The sequence below is a fragment of the Microbacterium sp. ARD31 genome, assembly GCF_031844425.1.
In genome coordinates this window covers 20,087-39,268 of sequence record NZ_JAUZVE010000060.1, presented here as the reverse complement: position 1 = coordinate 39,268, position 19,182 = coordinate 20,087, and the positions used below count along the sequence as shown (strand labels likewise).

At 73.0% G+C, this 19,182-nt stretch carries 14 protein-coding genes and 1 tRNA gene; 11 read left to right on the top strand and 4 right to left on the bottom strand.

What is annotated here, in order from left to right; translation table 11 throughout:
- From Q9S36_RS45890 to Q9S36_RS45880, 3 genes are all read right to left on the bottom strand, one after another.
- Positions 1-1,024 (bottom strand): GTP-binding protein (locus Q9S36_RS45890; protein WP_311291445.1); only part of this gene is annotated, 1,024 nt, incomplete at its 3' end.
- A complete protein-coding gene (gene selA, locus Q9S36_RS45885) occupies positions 1,024-2,331 on the bottom strand; it encodes an L-seryl-tRNA(Sec) selenium transferase (RefSeq protein ID WP_311291444.1) in 1,308 nt (435 codons plus the stop codon). The genes selA and Q9S36_RS45890, both read right to left, overlap by 1 nt.
- 33 nt (positions 2,332-2,364) lie before the next feature.
- A tRNA-Sec gene (locus Q9S36_RS45880) sits at positions 2,365-2,459 on the bottom strand.
- Between the two features lie 199 nt (positions 2,460-2,658).
- Here Q9S36_RS45880 and selD point away from each other — a divergent pair.
- The 9 genes from selD to Q9S36_RS45835 all read left to right on the top strand — a co-directional run bounded on the left by selD (position 2,659) and on the right by Q9S36_RS45835 (position 15,107).
- Positions 2,659-3,684, top strand: coding sequence for a selenide, water dikinase SelD (selD, locus tag Q9S36_RS45875; RefSeq protein ID WP_311291443.1), 1,026 nt, complete (start codon positions 2,659-2,661; stop codon positions 3,682-3,684).
- A 174-nt stretch (positions 3,685-3,858) separates the two neighbouring features.
- Positions 3,859-7,203: a formate dehydrogenase gene (gene fdh, locus Q9S36_RS45870; protein ID WP_396653975.1), complete on the top strand. Its 3,345-nt coding sequence runs from the start codon at positions 3,859-3,861 to the stop codon at positions 7,201-7,203.
- Complete coding sequence (locus Q9S36_RS45865) at positions 7,200-8,126, top strand: 4Fe-4S dicluster domain-containing protein (protein ID WP_396653974.1); 927 nt, start codon at positions 7,200-7,202, stop codon at positions 8,124-8,126. Before fdh ends, Q9S36_RS45865 begins: the two co-directional genes overlap by 4 nt.
- The gene (nrfD, locus tag Q9S36_RS45860) at positions 8,123-9,175 is read left to right on the top strand and encodes an NrfD/PsrC family molybdoenzyme membrane anchor subunit (protein ID WP_311291441.1); all 1,053 of its coding nucleotides are present in this window, start codon (positions 8,123-8,125) and stop codon (positions 9,173-9,175) included. Before Q9S36_RS45865 ends, nrfD begins: the two co-directional genes overlap by 4 nt.
- A 47-nt stretch (positions 9,176-9,222) precedes the next feature.
- Entirely contained in the window at positions 9,223-10,518 is a 1,296-nt protein-coding gene (locus Q9S36_RS45855; RefSeq protein WP_311291440.1) for an OFA family MFS transporter, read from the top strand.
- Positions 10,519-10,535: 17 nt separating this feature from the next.
- Positions 10,536-11,108: a TetR family transcriptional regulator gene (locus Q9S36_RS45850; RefSeq protein ID WP_311291439.1), complete on the top strand. Its 573-nt coding sequence runs from the start codon at positions 10,536-10,538 to the stop codon at positions 11,106-11,108.
- A gap of 365 nt (positions 11,109-11,473) precedes the next feature.
- A complete protein-coding gene (locus Q9S36_RS45845; RefSeq protein WP_311291438.1) occupies positions 11,474-12,862 on the top strand; it encodes an MFS transporter in 1,389 nt (462 codons plus the stop codon).
- Between the two features lie 29 nt (positions 12,863-12,891).
- Positions 12,892-14,106 carry a M15 family metallopeptidase gene (locus Q9S36_RS45840; RefSeq protein ID WP_311291437.1) on the top strand — a complete coding sequence of 405 codons (1,215 nt, stop codon included), beginning with the start codon at positions 12,892-12,894 and terminating at the stop codon, positions 14,104-14,106.
- A 23-nt stretch (positions 14,107-14,129) separates the two neighbouring features.
- Positions 14,130-15,107, top strand: coding sequence for an NADPH:quinone oxidoreductase family protein (locus Q9S36_RS45835; RefSeq protein ID WP_311291436.1), 978 nt, complete (start codon positions 14,130-14,132; stop codon positions 15,105-15,107).
- Between the two features lie 54 nt (positions 15,108-15,161).
- Here Q9S36_RS45835 and Q9S36_RS45830 read toward each other — a convergent pair whose 3' ends face one another.
- Complete coding sequence (locus Q9S36_RS45830; protein WP_311291435.1) at positions 15,162-16,568, bottom strand: hypothetical protein; 1,407 nt, start codon at positions 16,566-16,568, stop codon at positions 15,162-15,164.
- A gap of 131 nt (positions 16,569-16,699) precedes the next feature.
- Between Q9S36_RS45830 and Q9S36_RS45825 the strand changes: the two genes are divergently transcribed.
- Together Q9S36_RS45825 and Q9S36_RS45820 are read left to right on the top strand one after the other, a co-directional pair.
- The gene (locus tag Q9S36_RS45825) at positions 16,700-18,643 is read left to right on the top strand and encodes a M13-type metalloendopeptidase (protein WP_311291434.1); all 1,944 of its coding nucleotides are present in this window, start codon (positions 16,700-16,702) and stop codon (positions 18,641-18,643) included.
- A 62-nt stretch (positions 18,644-18,705) separates the two neighbouring features.
- Entirely contained in the window at positions 18,706-19,164 is a 459-nt protein-coding gene (locus Q9S36_RS45820; RefSeq protein ID WP_311291433.1) for a universal stress protein, read from the top strand.
- Positions 19,165-19,182: the final 18 nt, after the last annotated feature.

Here is a 19,182-nt window from a genome sequence, read left to right as displayed (position 1 = left end):
CGCGGCGACGCAGCCGTGGCGGATCGGGGTCGAGCACGTCGACGCGCCACACCTGGCGACGGCCGGGGTCACGCAGCAGCGCCCGGTCGCCGACGCGCAGCGGCAGCGGGCGGGGCGTCGACAGTCGGGCGAGCCCCTCTCCGAGGGGACGGAACCGCACCGGGACGTCCGCGGCTCCGACGTGCAGCACGGGCGAGGTCGGCGGCTCGCCCGCACCGCTCCAGCGGACGTCGACGACGTCGGTGTGGTGCCACGCGCCGGGCGCGACGAGCACGCTGCCGCGCGTGAGGTCGTCGGTGCGGCCGCCGAGGTTGAGCGCCACCCGAGCGACGCCGCTGACGGCGTCCCGGTCGCGGCCGAGGGCCTGCACCTCGCGGACGCGGAGCAGGGTGTCCCCGAGAGCCAGGCTGTCGCCGCGCCGCACGGTGCCCGCGGGCAGGGTGCCGGTGACGACGGTGCCGGCACCGCGGACGGTGAACCGCCGGTCGACCCACAGCCGCACGTCGGCCGCCGGGTCCGGCTCCGGCAGCCCCGCCACCATCGCGACGAGGGCCGCCCGGAGGTCCTCGAGCCCGTCGCCGGTCCGCGCGCTGACCGGCAGCACGGGCGCGCCCGCCAGCCCGGTCGCAGCGACCTCGGCCTGCGCCCGCGCGATCGCAGGACCGGGGTCGGCGAGGTCGGACCGCGTCACCGCCACGACCGCGTGGCGTACGCCGAGCGCGTCGAGGGCGGCGAGGTGCTCGGCCGCCTGCGGCATCCACGGGTCGTCGGCCGCGACGACGAGGAGCGCAGCGGGGACCGGGCCGACGCCCGCTAGCATCGTGGTGAGGAACCGCTCGTGGCCGGGCACGTCGACGAAGGCGACCTCGCCGACCTCGGGCCACTCGGTCCAGCAGTAGCCGAGCTCGATCGTCAGGCCCCGGCGGCGCTCCTCGGCGAGCCGGTCGGGGTGGGTGCCGGTCAGCGCCTCGACGAGCGCGGACTTGCCGTGGTCGACGTGACCGGCGGTGGCCACGACGTGCATCAGCCGGGTTCCTCCGTGGCGGCCACACGGCGTACGGCGTCGGCGACCGCGTCGTCCTCACCCGGGTCGACCGCCAGCAGGTCGAGCAGCAGCCGACCGCGTTCGAGCCGCCCGACCACGGGGAGGTCGAGCGCGCGCAACGGCTCGGCAAGGCGCTCGGGCAGGGCGACCGCGGCGCTGGGGAGGCCGACCTCGGGAGCACCGCCGCCGCCGACCGCCCCCTCGCTGTCGACGACCGAGGCGCCGAGCGCGTCGGGGAGCATCGCGACGATCGCGGCGGCGCGGGCGCGCAGGTCGTCGGCGGACCGCGCCAGGGCGGCCGGCACCGGCGGGAGGGGGCCGGCCAGGGTCGCCTCGAGGGCGGCCAGGGTGAGCTTGTCGACGCGCAGGGCCCGGGCGAAGGGGTCGCGGCGCAACCGCTCGACGAGGGCAGCGCGCCCGAGCAGCAGGCCGCTCTGCGGTCCGCCGAGCAGCTTGTCGCCGGACGCCGTGACCAGGTCGGCCCCGGCGCGGAGGGTGGAGGCGGCGTCGGGCTCGTCGGGCAGTCGCAGGTGCGGGGCGAGGAGCCCCGACCCGATGTCGGCGACGAGCGGGGCGCCGAGCGTCGCCAGCGAGGCGACAGGCACCGAGGAGGTGAAGCCCCGGACCGCGAAGTTCGAGGGGTGCACCTTGAGGACGAACGCCGTGTCGTTGTCGACGGCCTCGGCGTAGTCCTCGAGCCGCACCCGGTTCGTCGTACCGACCTCGCGGAGTCGTGCGCCGACGGACTCCATCAGCTCGGGGATCCGGAAGCCGTCGCCGATCTCGACGAGCTCGCCGCGGGCGATGACGACGGCGCCCCCGTCGCGGCAGAGCACGCGGGTGACGAGGGCCAGGGCGGCGGCGCCGTTGTTGACCACGTGCACCGCTTCGGCGTCCGGCACCGCGGCGGCGAGGGCCTCCAGGGTGCCGCGGCCTCGCCGGCCGCGGCGCGCGGTCGCGAGGTCGAGCTCGACGTCGGTCGCCCCGGCCGCGGTCCGCAGCGCGTCGACCGCGGCGGACGAGAGCGGGGCACGTCCCAGGTTCGTGTGCACCACGACGCCGGTGGCGTTGACCACCCGGCGCAGCGTCGTCGCCGAGGCCGGGAGCGCGGTGACCGCGACGTCCGCGACCTCCTCGGGGGCCACGTCGCCGTCGCGGCACCGCTGTTGTGCGGCCACCACGGCCTGCTTCACGAGGGCCGGGCCGAGCCGGTCGGCGGCCTCGCGCAGGCGCGGGTCGGCGAGGACGTGGTCGGTGCGCGGGACCGCCCGCCTGGGATCCACCACCCACCCTCCTGAGGCGCGGCGTCGTGTCACGTGTGGCGGAGGCGGACGGGAATCGAACCCGCCTGGCCCAGGTGCTGGGCCACAACGGTTTTGAGGACCGCGTCCGTCACCAGACGAGAACCGCCTCCGCCATCACCCTAGCCGTGCGCCCTCGACGCTCCGGCCGGGCCGGGCGACGAACGCCAAGCCCCGACGGCCTCGACCTCCGGGGGCAGACGTCGTCGACGCGCGCGGGCGCTCACACCTAGATACCCGGAGGGCGGGCATTCGGTGGTGGTGGGCGACGAGGGCCGTCGTCGGTCTGGACACCCGACCTAGATTGGCGAGGTGAGCGTCGAGGAGAGCACCGCGATCCGCCTGACCCAGTACGCCGCCGGCGGGGGGTGCGCGTGCAAGGTGCCACCGGGCGAGCTGGAGCGGGTCCTCGGCGACCTGCCCGGCGGCCGGGCGGGGGGTGACGCGCCGGGCGACCTCGTGGTGGGCGTGGAGCACGGCGACGACGCCGCCGCGGTCCGCATCCACCCGGCGGCCGACGGCACCGGTCGCGTCGTCATCCTGACCACCGACTTCTTCACCCCCGTCGTCGACGACCCCTACGACTGGGGTCGCATCGCCGCCACCAACGCGCTCTCCGACGTCTACGCCATGGGCGGCATCCCCGTCGTCGGGGTCAACCTGCTCGGGTGGCCGCGGGAGAGGCTCCCCTTCGAGCTGGCCGCGGAGGTGATGCGCGGTGGCGCCGAGGCGTGCGCCGAGGCCGGCGCGCACCTCGCGGGCGGGCACAGCATCGACGACCCCGAGCCCAAGTACGGCCTCGCGGTCACCGGCCTCGCCGACCCCGACCGGCTGCTGCGCAACGACGCGGCGCGCGCCGGCCTGCCGCTGACGCTGACCAAGCCGCTCGGCCTCGGCGTCCTCAACAACCGGCACAAGGCCACCGGCGAGCGCTTCGAGGAGGCGATCGCGGTGATGAGCACGCTCAACAAGGACGCGTCGGCCGCCGCGGTGGACGCCGGGCTGCGGGCGGCCACCGACGTCACCGGCTTCGGCCTCCTCGGGCACCTGATGAAGATGATGCGGGCCAGCGGCACGACCGCGGTCGTGGACGCCGCCGCGGTGCCGTACGTCGACGGGGCGCGGCGCTCGCTGGCCGAGGGGTTCGTCCCGGGTGGCAGCCGGCGCAACCTCGACTGGGTCCGTCCGCACCTCGCCTCCGAGGTCGACGAGGACGAGCTGCTGCTCCTCGCCGACGCCCAGACCTCCGGCGGCCTGCTCGTCGTGGGGGAGCTGCCCGGCCACCCGGTCGTCGGCGAGGTGGTGCCGCGGGGCGACACCCTGCTGCAGGTCCGCTGACCCACCGCTGACCCACCCCGTCGGTGGTGGACCCGGACGGGTGCGGGCCGTAGGTTCGAGACCGCAGGCATGAGGCGTGGCCCGGCGGGGTACCCCGGGTGTCCAGGTCGGTGACCGGCTGGTGAGAGGGAGGCTCGGGTGACGGAGCAGGCGGCGCGCACCAAGGGGTCCTTTCTGCCGTGGCCCGTCCTGCGCCAGCTGGCCGACGGCGACCTCCTCGGACGCGGTCGCGCGGTGCGCTCCCGCCGTACCGACGAGGTCGAGCCGCGCACCGCGACCGCGGACCGCGTCGCCCGCAGCGTGTGCCCCTACTGCGCCGTCGGTTGCGGCCAGAAGGTCTTCGTCAAGGACGAGAAGGTCGTGCAGGTCGAGGGCGACCCGGACAGCCCGGTCAACCGCGGCCGGCTGTGCCCCAAGGGCTCGGCCAGCAAGAACCTCGTCACGAGCGAGCTGCGCCAGACCACGGTGAAGTACCGCCGCCCCTACGCCACGGAGTGGGAGGAGCTCGACCTCCACACCGCCATGGACATGGTGGCCGACCGCGTGGTCAAGGCGCGCCGCGACGCCTGGCAGGACCTCGACGAGCACGGGCGGAAGGTCCGGCGCACGATGGGGATCGCCAGCCTCGGCGGCGCGACGCTGGACAACGAGGAGAACTACCTCATCAAGAAGCTCTTCACCGCGATGGGCGCCATCCAGATCGAGAACCAGGCGCGTATTTGACACTCCGCCACCGTCCCCGGTCTGGGGACCAGCTTCGGACGCGGCGGCGCCACCGGCTTCACGGCCGACCTGGCCAACGCTGACTGCATCGTCATCCAGGGCTCCAACATGGCCGAGGCCCACCCGGTGGGCTTCCAGTGGGTCGTGGAGGCGAAGAAGCGCGGCGCGCGGATCATCCACGTCGACCCGCGGTTCACCCGCACCAGCGCGCTGGCCCACCAGCACGTGCCGATCCGCGTCGGCAGCGACATCGCGTTCCTCGGCGGCATCATCAACTACGTCCTCGAGAACGAGCTCGACTTCCGCGACTACGTCGTCAACTACACCAACGCCGCGACGATCGTCAGCGAGAAGTTCCAGGACACCGACGACCTCGACGGCCTCTTCTCCGGCTTCGACCCCGAGACCCGGACCTACGACCCGACGAGCTGGCAGTACGCCTCCGAGGACGACGACGAGGACCTGCACCGCTCGCAGGCCGACAGCTCGGGCGACCACGTCGAGCACCGCGACACCGCGGCCGGCCTGCAGCACGAGTCGCACGGCACCTCGGTCAGCGCGCACCCGCCGCGCGACGAGACCCTGCAGCACCCGCGGTGCGTCTACCAGGTGCTCAAGCGCCACTACGCCCGCTACACGCCCGAGGTCGTCGAGCAGGTGTGCGGCGTCTCGCAGGACGACTTCCTCGCGGTGTGCCGGGCGTGGACGGAGAACTCCGGCCGCGAGCGCACCACGGCGCTGGTCTACAGCGTGGGCTGGACCCAGCACAGCGTCGGCGTGCAGTACATCCGTGCCGGCGCGATCCTGCAGCTGCTCCTCGGCAACATGGGACGCCCGGGCGGCGGCATCATGGCGCTGCGCGGCCACGCGAGCATCCAGGGGTCGACCGACATCCCGACCCTGTTCAACATCCTCCCCGGCTACCTCCCGATGCCCAACGCGGCCAAGCACCAGACCCTCACCGACTGGATCGACTCGGTGCGCAACCCCGGCGCCAAGGGGTTCTGGTCCAACGCCGGCGCCTACGGCGTCAACCTGCTCAAGGCCTACTGGGGCGACGCGGCGACGCCCGACAACGACTTCTGCTTCGACTACATGCCGCGCATCACCGGCGACCACGGGACCTACCGCACCGTGCTCGACATGATCGACGGCAAGGTCAAGGGCTACTTCCTGCTGGGCCAGAACCCGGCGGTCGGCTCCGCCCACGGCCGCGCCCAGCGGCTCGGCATGGCCAACCTCGACTGGCTCGTCGTCCGCGACCTGTTCGAGATCGAGAGCGCGACCTTCTGGAAGGACGCGCCCGAGATCGAGACCGGCGAGATCGTGACCGAGGAGTGCCGCACCGAGGTGTTCCTCTTCCCCGCCGCCTCCCACGTGGAGAAGGAGGGCACCTTCACCCAGACGCAGCGGATGCTGCAGTGGCGCGAGAAGGCGGTCGAGCCGCCGGGCGACGCCACGTCCGAGCTCTGGTTCTTCTACCACCTCGGCCGGATGGTGCGGGATCGGCTGGCGGGCTCGTCCGACGAGCGCGACCGTCCCGTCCTCGACCTCGCCTGGGACTACCCGCTCCACGGCGACCCGGAGCAGGTGGCCGCCGGGTGGGGCGAGCCCAGCGCGGAGGCGGTGCTCCGGGAGATCAACGGCTACGAGGTCGCGACGGGCCGTCCGCTGTCGTCGTTCACCGAGATGAAGGCCGACGGCTCGACGCTCGGCGGCTGCTGGATCTACACGGGCGTGTACGCCGACGGCGTCAACCAGGCCGCCCGCCGGAAGTCCCGCCACGACCAGTCCTTCGTGGCGCCCGAGTGGGGCTGGGCCTGGCCGATGAACCGCCGCATCCTCTACAACCGCGCCTCCGCCGACCCCGAGGGCCGGCCGTGGAGCGAGCGCAAGGCCTACGTCTGGTGGGACGAGCAGCAGGGCCAGTGGGTCGGCGACGACGTGCCGGACTTCGAGAAGACCAAGCCGCCGTCGTACCGCGCGCCCGAGGGGGCCGAGGGCGTCGCCGCGATCGAGGGCGTGGACCCGTTCATCATGCAGGGCGACGGGAAGGGTGCGCTCTACGTCCCGCAGGGGCTCGTCGACGGCCCGATGCCCACGCACTACGAGCCCGTCGAGTCGCCGTTCCGCAACCTCCTGCACGGCCAGCAGGGCAACCCGACGCGCAAGGAGTACCGCCGCGCCGACAACCCGCTCAACCCCGTGCCCCAGGACGGCCGGCCCGGCGTCTTCCCCTACGTCTTCACCACCAGCCGGCTCACCGAGCACCACACGGCGGGCGGCATGAGCCGCTACCTCGAGCACCTCGCCGAGCTCCAGCCGGAGATGTTCGTCGAGGTCTCGCCGGCGCTCGCCGCCGAGCGCGGCCTCGAGCACATGGGCTGGTGCCACGTGATCACCGCGCGGTCGGCCATCGAGGGTCGCGTCATGGTGACCGAGCGGCTGCGGCCGCTGCGCGTCGAGGGCCGCACCGTCCACCAGGTCTGGATGCCCTACCACTGGGGCCAGGGCGGCTTGGTGAGCGGCGACTCGGCCAACGACCTGTTCGGCATCTCCCTCGACCCCAACGTCCTGATCCAGGAGAGCAAGGTCGGCACCTGCGACGTGCGTCCCGGCCGGCGCCCCACCGGCCGGGCCCTGCGCGAGTACGTCGAGGGGTACGCCGCCCGGTCGGGGGCCGTCGACGAGGTCGCCGAGCCCATCGTCACCGCCTCGCCCGAGGCCGTGCGAGGCTCGGCGGACGCCATGGACGGCGAGGACCAGCACGCGCCCCACCAGCGGGAGGACCAGTGATCGGCCGCAACAGCCTCTACGGCCCGCTCGACCCGGCACCCGACGCCGGCTACGCCGCCCCGCCGCCCCGCAAGGGGTTCTTCACCGACACCAGCGTGTGCATCGGGTGCAAGGCGTGCGAGGTGGCGTGCAAGGAGTGGAACGACGTCCCGGAGAACCTCTTCCAGATGCTCGGGACCTCCTACGACAACAGCCACTCGCTCAACGCCAACCAGTGGCGCCACGTCGCCTTCATCGAGCGCCCCGGGCGGTCCACCGCGCCCGACCAGCCTGCCGTGGACCTCGGGATGCCGACCGTGGGCGCCCCGCCCAGCGACGTACCCGACGAGGCGAAGCCGGACTTCCAGTGGCTGATGTCCTCCGACGTGTGCAAGCACTGCACCCACGCCGCCTGCCTCGACGTCTGCCCGACCGGGTCGCTGTTCCGCTCGGAGTTCGGCACCGTCGTGGTGCAGGACGACATCTGCAACGGCTGCGGCTACTGCGTGGCCGCCTGCCCGTACGGCGTCATCGACCGGCGCAAGGGCCCCGAGGGCGACCCGAAGGTGGGCATCGCGCAGAAGTGCACGCTCTGCTACGACCGGCTCACCGCGAACCAGCGCCCGGCGTGCGCGCAGGCGTGCCCGACGGAGTCGATCCTCTACGGCGACGTCGAGGAGCTGCGCGAGCGGGCCAACGAGCGGGTCGCGGCGCTGCACGAGCAGGGCGTGATGGACGCCCGGCTCTACGGCAACGACCCCGAGGACGGCGTCGGCGGCACGGGTGCGTTCTTCCTGCTGCTCGACGAGCCCGAGGTCTACGGCCTGCCGCCCGACCCGGTCGTCACCACCAAGGACCTGCCCCGGATGTTCAAGCGCGCCGGCATGGCCGGCACCGCGATGCTGGTCGGGGCAGCGCTGTCCTTCCTGGGGAGGCCGCGATGACGCAGGTCCGGCACGGCGGCAGCCCCGGGCGCGAGCGCGACGGCACGCACGGCAGGAAGCGAGGCGGCAAGGGCGGCGGCAAGGGCGGGGCCGAGCAGGTCATGGTCCCCGACGCGGACTTCACGTCCTACTACGGACGGCCGATCGTGAAGCCGGCGCCGTGGGAGGACGACATCGCCTACTACCTCTTCACCGGCGGCGTCGCGGCCGGCAGCGCCCTGCTGGGTGCGGGGGCCGACCTCACCGGCCGGCCCGGCCTGCGGCGGGTCGCGCGGCTGGGCTCGCTCGGCGGGCTCGGCCTCAGCATCGGGTTCCTGGTCCACGACCTCGGCAAGCCCAGCCGCTTCCTCAACATGCTCCGGGTCGCCAAGCTCACCTCGCCGATGTCGGTCGGGACGTGGATCCTCAGCCTGCACGGACCCTTCGCCGGACTCGCGTCCGCCGCGGAGGTCGTCTCCATGCTCCCCGCGCCGTGGCAGCGGGTCGGCCCGCTCCGCCTCGTCAGCTTCCTCGGGCGACCCGCCGGGCTGGTCGGCGCGCTCACCGCGCCGCCGGTGGCGGCCTACACCGCGGTGCTGCTGGCCGACACCGCGACGCCGGCGTGGCACAGCGCGCACGAGGAGCTGCCGTTCGTCTTCTGCGGCTCGGCGGCCGCCGCGTCCGGCGGCCTCGGGATGCTGGGCTCCCCGGTCGCCGAGGCCGGGCCCGCCCGCGCCTTCGCCGTGGGTGGCGCGGTGGTCGAGCTCGTCGCCGAGCGGCGGATGGAGCAGTCGATGGGCCTGTCCGCCGAGACGCTGCACCAGGGGACCGCGGGGCGGTGGATGCGCGCCGCGACCGGCCTCACCGTCGCCGGCGCCGCCGGGGCGCTGGTCGGTCGCCGGAGCAGGGTGGTGTCGATGGTCTCCGGAGCCGCGCTGATGGCCGGCTCGCTCTGCACCCGCATGGGCGTCTACAAGGCCGGGATGGCCTCGGCCCGCGACCCCAAGTACACCGTCGTACCGCAGCGTGAACGCGCCGACCGTGGGTACCGGGGGAAGGCCCGTCCGTAGGTCTCGCGTCCCGACCTCCTGACGGCGCCCGGACCGGAGGAGGAACCATGAGCCAGACCCACCGCAGCGACACGCACCGCCCGAGCGGGGCGACCGCGAGCGGATCCTCGCCCGGCGGGTTCCGGTGGCTCCTCGTCGCCGCGGGACTGCTGCTGCAGTTCTCCATCGGGGCGGTCTACGCCTGGTCCGTCTTCGGTGGGGCGCTCGAGAAGGCCGAGCCCTGGCAGCTGGGCAAGGTGCGCGCGGCCCTGCCGTTCGAGGTGACGATCGGCATGATCTTCATCGGCAGCTACGTCGGCGGTCGGCTGCAGGACCGGCGGGGTCCCCGGGTGGTCGCGCTGATCGGCGGGGTGATCTACGCCGTCGGGATCCTGCTCGCCTCGTTCACCAACGGCGAGGGCGACTACTGGCTGCTGATCCTCGGCTACGGCGTGATCTCCGGCTTCGGCCTCGGCGTCGCCTACATCGTGCCGATCGCGATGCTGCAGAAGTGGTTCCCCGACCGGAAGGGCCTGATCACCGGCCTGGCGGTCGGCGGCTTCGGCTTCGGTGCGGTGCTCACCTCGCCGGTCGCCCAGGCGCTCATCGACCGCGAGCCCGACGACCCCACCAGCGCCTTCCTCCCGCTCGGGATCGCCTACCTCGTGATGTCGCTGGCGGGTGCGGCGGTGTTCCGCAACCCGCCGGAGGGCTTCACCGTGCCCGGCCACGAACCGGTCTCCGACGAGGGCGCCGGGTCCGGGCGGGACTACACCCAGGGCGAGGCGCTGCGCACCCCGCAGTGGTACCTCCTCACCGCCATCCTCACCCTCAGCGTCGCCGCCGGCATCTCGCTGATCTCCCAGGCGAAGGCGAGCGCCACCGACATCTCCGGCTACAGCGTGGGCGGCGCGGCGGCCCTCGTCGGCGTGCTCGCGATCTTCAACGGCGGCGGCCGGATCGTGTGGGCCGCGGTGTCGGACTACCTCGGCCGCATGCGCACGTTCGCCGCGATCCTGCTGCTGCAGGGCATCTGCCTGATCGTGCTGCCGCACGCCTCGAACGTCGTCCTCTTCGCGGTGCTCGCCGCCGTCGTCTACCTCTGCTACGGCGGCACCTTCGGCACGATGCCCGCGACGGCCGGCGACTTCTTCGGGGTCCGCAACGCCGGCGCGATCTACGGCCTGATGCTCGTCGGGTGGAGCCTCGGCGGGGTCATCGGCCCGCTGATCGCCGCCGCGCTGATCGGCGAGGAGAAGGCCTACACCGTCGCCTACACCACCATCGGGATCATCGCGCTCGCCTCGGTGGCGCTCACCTTCGTCACCAAGGTGCCCGCCGGACGTCGGGCGGCGCAGGACTGACCTGACAGACTGCGGGCATGGCGACCGGCGGCACCACCACGCGCGAGCGCATCGTCGCGGCCGCCGTCGCGATGACCACCTCGTCGGGCTGGGCCGCGGTCACCATGGCCCGCCTCGCGGAGGAGGCCGGGGTCAGCCGCCAGACGGTCTACAACGAGGTCGGCTCGAAGACCGCCCTGGCCGAGACGATGATCCTCGAGGAGCTCGCGCGCTTCCTCGGTGTCGTCGAGCGGGCCTTCGAGGAGGAGCCGGACGACCTCACCCACGCCATCGAGCGCGCCGTCTGCGACGTGCTCACCTACGCCCGCGCCAACAAGCTGCTCCACGCGGTCGTCAGCGCGACGCACGGCGCGGACACCGAGCTCCTCCCGCTGCTGACCACCAACGCCGGATCCCTGCTCGGCGCGGCCAAGGAGGTCGTCAGCGCCCGCGTCGCGCCGTACGCCCCGGGCATCGACGCCGAGCACCTCGACCCCGCCATCGACATGGTCGTGCGCGTGGTGCTCAGCCACGTCATGCAGCCCTCCTCCTCCCCCGAGCAGACCGGCGCCGACATCGCCTGGCTCGCCGGGCGCGTGCTGGGCGGCTGAGCTGTGCCTGTTGGCGCTCGCTCCGCTCGCGCGTGCTCGACGCCCCTGAAGACGTCGTCTTCCCTCCTCGCTCCCGAGCTGCCTCGCTGCGCTCGTCGCGCTCGCTCGCTCGTCAGTCCAGACGTCGTCGGGCGCCGAGCGCGTGGGCTGAGGAAGCCAGGGCGACCCGGGATTGCATTGATCTCGATTCAATCCGCAATGGCCGGGCCCGGAACATCTCTGGCCGGTGTTTCGTCGCGGCGCGCCCGGGAGTGCAGGAGGAGGGTTGCGAGCGGAGGAGCGAAGCGGGGGAGCTCGCAACAACGACGACGAACGAGCGGGTCACGAGCGCCGCGACACGCGCCGGAGCGAAGCGGAGGCGCCAGATGAGCACAGTCGCGTGGGGGACGTCGACGGGGCGGGCGATCGTGGCGGCGGCGACCCTGGGGTCGGGGCTGACGCTGCTGGACGGCACGGTGGTCAACGTCGCGCTGCGCACGATGGGCACCGACCTCGACGCGTCGCTGTCGCAGCTGCAGTGGATCACCAACGGCTACTTCCTGTCGCTGGCCTCGCTGATCCTGCTCGGTGGTGCGCTGGGTGACCGGCTCGGCCGGCGGCGGGTGTTCGTCATCGGCACGATCTGGTTCGCCCTGGCCTCGCTGGCGTGCGGCCTCGCGCCGACCGCGGAGGTGCTGATCGTGGCGCGGGTGCTGCAGGGCATCGGCGGCGCACTGCTGACGCCGGGAAGCCTGGCGATGATCCAAGGTGCGTTCCGTGCCGAGGACCGCAGCCGCGCGATCGGCGCGTGGTCAGGCCTCGGCGGCATCGCGGCCGCGCTCGGCCCGCTGATCGGTGGGCTGCTGGTCGACCACGCCTCGTGGCGCTGGATCTTCCTGATCAACCTGCCCCTCGCGGCGATCACGGTCTGGCTGGCGCAGCGCTGGGTGCCGGAGACCCGGGACCCACGCGCCCACGGACGTTTCGACCTCGCCGGGGCGGCCCTCGCCTCCCTCGCGCTCGCCGGCACGACGTGGGCGCTGACCGACGCGGGCGGTCCCGCGACGTGGTGGGCCGCCGCGCTCGGCGTCCTGGCCGCGGTCGGCTTCGTCGCCGTCGAGCGCCGGGTGCCCGAGCCGATGGTGCAGCTCGGCCTCTTCGCCGACCGCACCTTCAGCGCCGCCAACGCGATGACCCTCCTCGTCTACGCCGCCCTCGGCGCGATCCTGTTCTTCCTGGTCCTCCAGCTCCAGACCGTTGGCGGCTACAACGCCCTCGAGGCCGGGCTCGCCACGTTGCCCATCACCGCCTGCATGCTCCTGCTGGCCGCCCGAGGAGGAGCGCTGGGCGAGCGCATCGGACCGCGCATCCCGATGACGTTCGGGCCCGCCGTGATGGCGGTCGGCACGTTCTGGCTGCTGGCCGTCGGCCCCGGCGTGACGTGGTGGCGCGACGTGCTGCCCGGCCTCACCGTGTTCGGGCTGGGCCTCGCGCTGATGGTCGCCCCGCTCACCGCGACCGTGCTCGCCGCCGCGCCCGACGAGGTCGCCGGCACCGCCAGTGGGATCAACAACGCCGTGGCCCGTGCGGGCTCGCTGCTCGCGGTCGCCGCACTGCCCGTCGCGGTCGGCCTCGGCGGCGACGACTACCGCGACCCGGCGCGCTTCGACGCGGCGTACGCCACCGCGATGATCGCCTGCGCCGTGCTGCTCCTCGTGGGCGGGCTGATCTCCTGGATCACGATCCCGCACCGGCTCCACCCAGCCCGGACCTAGGAATGCGGGTCACGACCTAGGGTCTCCCCATGCGGGTACGACGACGGGGCACGGTCGCGGCGACCGCTGCGCTCGCCGTGCTGCTGGGCGCGTGCAGCGAGCCGGCGGCGACGGACCCCGACCCGTCGCCCGCCTCCGGACCGAGCGCGACCGGGACGCCGTCCGAGGACCCGAGCACGCCGGTGGCGGACCCGGAGCACGCCGTCGACCCGCCCGGGAAGCGCAAGGGCCGGCTCTGGAGCGCCGACATCCTCGTCCAGTGGGACCAGGCCCTCGACGCCTCGACCATCAAGCGGATCGAGAAGCTGGAGGGCGTCGCCCACACCGAGCGGATCGGCCTCGGCCAGGTCTCGCTGGAGAACAGGGTGCTGACCGTCGCATCGGTGGACCCGGCCGCCTACCGCCTCTTCACCCGCGCGGACGTCGCCGACTTCCAGGAGGCCTGGGACCGGGTCGCCGGCGGCGAGATGGCGACCGACGAGAAGGTCGCCAAGCGCCTCGCCGACGACGACGGGATGATCCGGCTGGGCTCGGACGACGACGCGCCCAGCCTGCACGTGGGGGCGTACACCCCCCAGATCCCGACGATCGACATGGTCGTCAACACGGCGTGGGCCGAGGACATCGAGATGGCCACCGACAACGGGCTGCTCATCTCCACCGACGACATCTCCCCGGCCTCCATCCGCAAGCCGCTGGAGAAGCTGGTCGGCAAGGACGCGTCGGTGCAGATGCTCGACATCGCGTCGCAGCTCGGCCTCGACCCCGAGGCGCGACTGACCGCGATCCCGACCGGAGGCACCCTCGGCAGCGTGGTCGGCACCTTCCGCTACCGCGTCATCGGCGGCGGTCGCATCGCGCCCGACCCGGCCTGGGTCGCGGCCAACATCCGCACCGAGGTGGTGCCGATCCTCGGCAGCGTGACGTGCCACAAGGACCTGTTCCCCCAGCTGCGTGCCGCGCTGCTCGAGGTGCAGCAGCTGGGGCTGGCCGACGAGATCCACCCGGGCGAGTACGCCGGCTGCTACTACCCGCGGTTCATCGCCAACACCACGACGCTGTCCAACCACTCCTTCGGCCTCGCGCTCGACCTCAACGTGCCGGGCAACCAGCGCGGCACGGTGGGGGAGATGAACCGCGCCGTCGTGTCGGTGTTCAAGACCTGGGGCTTCGCCTGGGGCGGCGACTGGCGCTGGACCGACCCGATGCACTTCGAGCTCGCCGAGGTCAAGCGGGTGGGGTGAGCCCGATCGCTAGGGTCGCCCCCATGAAGGCAGTCCAGGTCGTCACGCTCACCGGTCCGTCCGACGTCGAGGTGCGCGAGGTGGACCCGCCGCGGCCGGGACACCACGACGTGCTGGTGGAGGTGCACAGCGTCGGGGTGTCCTTCCCGGACCTGCTGCTGAGCCGGGGCGAGTACCAGTTCAAGCCCGAGCCGCCGTTCACCCTCGGCGTCGACTTCGCGGGCGTCGTCCTCGACCCGGGCTCGCCGGAGTCCAGCGGCTTCCGCGTCGGCCAGCGGGTCGCCGGGGTCAACCTCAACGGCGGCGCCGCGGAGCAGGTCGCGAACCCGGCGATCTTCACGTTCGCGCTGCCCGACGAGCTGTCGTACGACGAGGGCGCCGCGATCCCGATGAACTACCTCACCGCCCTCTTCGCGCTCGAGGAGCGCGGCGGCCTGCGTGAGGGCGAGACCGTGCTCGTCCACGGCGCGGCCGGTGGCGTCGGCACGGCCACCCTCCAGGTCGCGAAGGGTCTCGGCGCGCGCACCATCGCGGTCGTCAGCACCGAGGAGAAGGCGGCCTTCGCGCTCGCCGCCGGAGCGGACGAGGCGGTCGTCGGGCCCGACTTCAAGGACCGCGTGAAGGAGCTCACGGGCGGTCGCGGCGTCGAGGTCGTCCTCGACGTGGTCGGCGGCGACGCCTTCACCGACTCCCTGCGCTGCCTGGCCGAGCAGGGCCGGATCCTCGTGGTCGGCTTCGCGGCCGGCCAGGGCATCCCCGAGGTCAAGGTCAACCGGCTGCTGCTGAACAACACCGACGTGCGTGGGGTGGGCTGGGGCGCCTACGCGATGACCAGGCCGGGCTACATGCAGAAGCAGTGGCACCGCCTCGAGCCGATGTTCGCCTCGGGCGTGGTCAAGCCGCCGATCGGCGCGACGTACGACCTCGGCGGCTTCGGCCAGGCGCTCGTCGACATGGACGAGCGCCGCACCCTGGGCAAGTCGGTCGTGCGGGTCAGGTGACTCCCCGCGCCGGCAGTGACGTTCGGCAAGTCCGTCGTGCGGGTGCGCTGACGCTCAGCGTCGGACGGTCAGCGCGACCTTGGCGTCGTCGTAGCCCCGCTTGCGCGCCGTGGCCGCGACACGTCCGGGCCGCATGCCGGCGAAGCGGATCGTGCACCTCCCGGAGCTGGCGGTCGTGCAGCGTCGGCCGGCGGCCTTCACCTTCGCCCCCGACACCTTGCCGTCGACGTCGGTGACCTTGAAGACGACCGACTGGGAACGGCCGCTGCCCCACCTGCGGGGGGTCGCCCGGAGCACCATCTGCGCCGCGACCGAGCGCGCCATCAGCCGTGTCGGCTCGCCGGACTCGTTGGCGACGAGCAGCACCTCGGCACGCAGCGCGGTCGAGGCCGACACCGAGACGCCGAAGCTGGAGTACACGTCGGGCAGGACAGTGGGTCGACGGTCGACGGCCCAGCCTCGGGCCGCGACCCTCGAGGCCCGCGGGTCGTAGCCGATGGGGCCGGCCGAGACGACCCACAGGTGCCCGTCGGGAAGCACGGCGAGCTCGGGCGCGCTGGCACCCTTCATGCCCGGCACGCGGTGGGTGCGGTTGGCCAGCACGTCCCACAGCACGACCTGGTCGTTCAGCATGTACGCCGCCACCGGGCCGACGCCGGGCCGGTCGACCACGGCCATCGGTTGCCCGGGGTTCGTGTAGCCACCCGGCGCGCGGACCGGCGCGCCGAGCGACGGCCACACCTGCCGGGCGAAGATCCCGCCGGCCCGCACGCTCTGGTAGAGCACCCACACTGCCGAGCCGCTTCCGACGAGCTGGGCGGCCATCGCGTCGTGGTCGGTGAACTCGGCGTTGGTCGTGGTCGGCTCGGCGGCCTCGGGGATGGCGCCGACGTGCCAGTGGAACCCGCCGGTGTCGCCGTAGCCGCCGAGGACGCTGCCGTCCGGCAGGTTCGCGAACGTGCTGCCACCCCCGCTGGCGTCGCTGACCGCGAGCACCTCGCGGGGCACCACCCACGTGGCCCCGCCGTCGGCCGAGACCGCGGAGTAGACGCCGCGATAGGTGAAGAAGTCGGCCGTGTTGCCGTCGACGGTGCCCCGGAAGGACATCCGCAGGCGACCGGCTGCGTCCACCTCGAGGTCCACCGGCGTGCTCAGCTGCGACCACGCCGTCGGCAGCACGCGGGTGACCGGGCCCTGTCCACCACGTCGGTCGATGGTGGTGTGGAGGTAGTTGGCCCCGGCGCCCTCGTCGACGATCCACACGACGTGCTGGAGGCCGTCGGCGGTGCGTACGGCGCTCGCCTGGGCGTAGTTGGGCGAGGAGCTCGGGGCGAGGGCGGTCCAGCTCCGCGCGGTCACCCGCGGCTCGGCCCGGAGGGAGTGACCCGGAGGTGCGGCGAGCGCGACGGTCACGGAGGCGGCGAGCAGTGAAGCGGCGAGCGTGCGGGTGCGTACGAACACGTGTCCTCCCGGTGGCAGGTCGAGTGACGCACAGCCTTCACCCATTCGGGTGAGTCGGCACGGGTGCTGGCACGTGGTCTGGACCGGTGGGTCGGCGCCGGGGGTGGGGGCGCGGGGTTAGGGTCGGGCGCGTGACGATCCTCGACTCCGCCCGCGAGGGCATGAACCCCGACATCCGCCCCCAGGACGACCTCTTCGGGCACGTCAACGGACGGTGGCTCGAGGAGACCGAGATCCCGTCGGACAAGTCGAGCTGGGGCGCCTTCATCGCGCTCGCCGACGCCGCCGAGCAGCAGGTGCGCGACATCATCACCGAGCTCGCCGACCGGCCCGCCGACGAGCTCGACGACGACGAGCGCAAGATCGGCGACCTCTACGCGTCGTTCATGGACACCGACACCATCCAGGCCAAGGGCCTGCGACCGATCAAGGGCCTGCTCGACCGGGCCCACCGGATCTCCGACCTCCAGGAGCTCGCGGCCTTCCTCGGCATGTTCGAGCGCATCGGGGGCCCGGGGCTGTTCGGCTCCTACATCACCCCGGACCGCGCCGACGCCTCGCGCAACATCGTCTACCTCGCCCAGGGCGGCCTCGGCCTGCCCGACGAGTCCTACTACGACGACGAGAAGTTCGCCGAGATCCGCGCCAAGTACGTCGACTACCTCACGCAGCTGCTCACCCTCAGCGGCCACGACGACCCGGCCGCTGCCGCGGCGGCGGTGCTCGCCTACGAGACCCGCCTGGCCGAGGGCCACTGGGAGGCAGCCGAGACGCGCGACGTCCAGAAGACCACCAACCACAAGAGCCTCGAGGAGCTGCAGGCGCTCTGCCCGGCCTTCGACTGGGTCACCTACGTCACCGCGCTCGGCGGCACCGAGGAGACGCTGCGCACCACGATCGTGATGCAGCCCGACTTCTTCTCGCACCTGTCCTCGGTGCTCGACGAGACGCCGATCGAGACCTGGCGCGACATCCTGCACGCCCGGATCGTGCGCAGCTCGGCGCCCTACCTCCCCGAGGAGTTCGTCCAGGCCAACTTCGACTTCTACGGCCGCACCCTCAACGGCACGCCGGAGCTGCGTGCGCGCTGGAAGCGCGGCGTCGACTTCGTCGAGGGCGCCATCGGCGAGGCGGTCGGCAAGGTCTACGTCTCACGCCACTTCCCGCCGGCGTCGAAGCAGATGATGGACGAGCTGGTCGCCAACCTGGTGACCGCCTACCGCCGCTCCATCGAGGCGCTGGACTGGATGGGTGAGGACACCAAGCAGAAGGCCTATGACAAGCTCGACCGGTTCTACCCCAAGATCGGCTACCCGACGGAGTTCCGCGACTACTCCGCGCTGAGCGTCTCCGCCGACGACCTGCTCGGCAACGTCGCCTCCGCGTCCTCCTTCGAGACCGACCGGCAGCTGGAGAAGGTCGGCCAGCCGGTCGACCGCGACGAGTGGCTGATGCTCCCGCAGACCGTCAACGCCTACTACCACCCGGGCACCAACGAGATCTGCTTCCCGGCCGCCATCCTCCAGCCGCCGTTCTTCAGCCCCGACGCCGACGAGGCCGAGAACTACGGCGGCATCGGCGCCGTCATCGGCCACGAGATCGGCCACGGCTTCGACGACCAGGGCGCCCAGTACGACGGCGACGGCAACCTGCACGACTGGTGGACCGCCGACGACAAGTCGGCCTTCGAGGCCAAGTCGCAGGCCTTGGTGAAGCAGTACGACGCCTTCGAGCCGCGCAGCCTTCCCGGCGAGCACGTCAACGGCAGCCTCACGGTCGGCGAGAACATCGGCGACCTCGGCGGCCTGACGATCGCCTACAAGGCCTACCTGATCAGCCGCGGGGGCGAGGCGACCGTCGAGGAGCGGCGCACGCTGTTCCTGAACTGGGCCCACGTGTGGCGCACCAAGCGCCGCAAGGAGCAGGAGCTCCAGTACCTCACCATCGACCCGCACAGCCCGGCCGAGTTCCGCGCCAACATCGTGCGCAACCTCGACGAGTTCCACGAGGTCTTCGAGACCCGACCCGGCGACGGGCTCTGGCTCGAGCCGGAGGGCCGCGTCCGGATCTGGTGACCGGCGCCGAGTAGGGCCCTTCGCCCCCTCGCGGACAGCCCGTCCGCTCCGTACGATGGAGCATGGTCAGGAGAGAAGCCCACATCAGCGGCGGGATCGTGGTCGGGCACGACGGCTCGCGAGCATCGGGTGTCGTCGTGCGTCGCGCCGCCGACCTCGCCCAGCGGCTCGGCGTCACGCTCCACGTCGTCCGGGTGTGGAACCTCGCGACCGCGCCGCGACCCGACTCGATGGTCGGCGGCTACGTCCCGCCCTTCGCGGAGTTCGAGGCGGCGGTGGTGGCTGACCTCAAGGCCGACTGCGCGGCGGCCGGGCTCTCCGACGACCTCGACCTCCAGCTCTACGCCCTGCGCGGCCAGACGACCGAGTGCCTCGTCTCGGCAGCGGCCGGCGCCGAGATGCTCGTGGTCGGCACGCGGGGAGCGGGCGGCTTCAAGGGCCTCCGGTTCGGCTCGACGGCCACCCAGGTCGTACGCCACTCGCCGGTCCCGGTGCTGGTGGTGCCCAACGCCGCGGACTGACCGAGCGCGGCTTGCGCG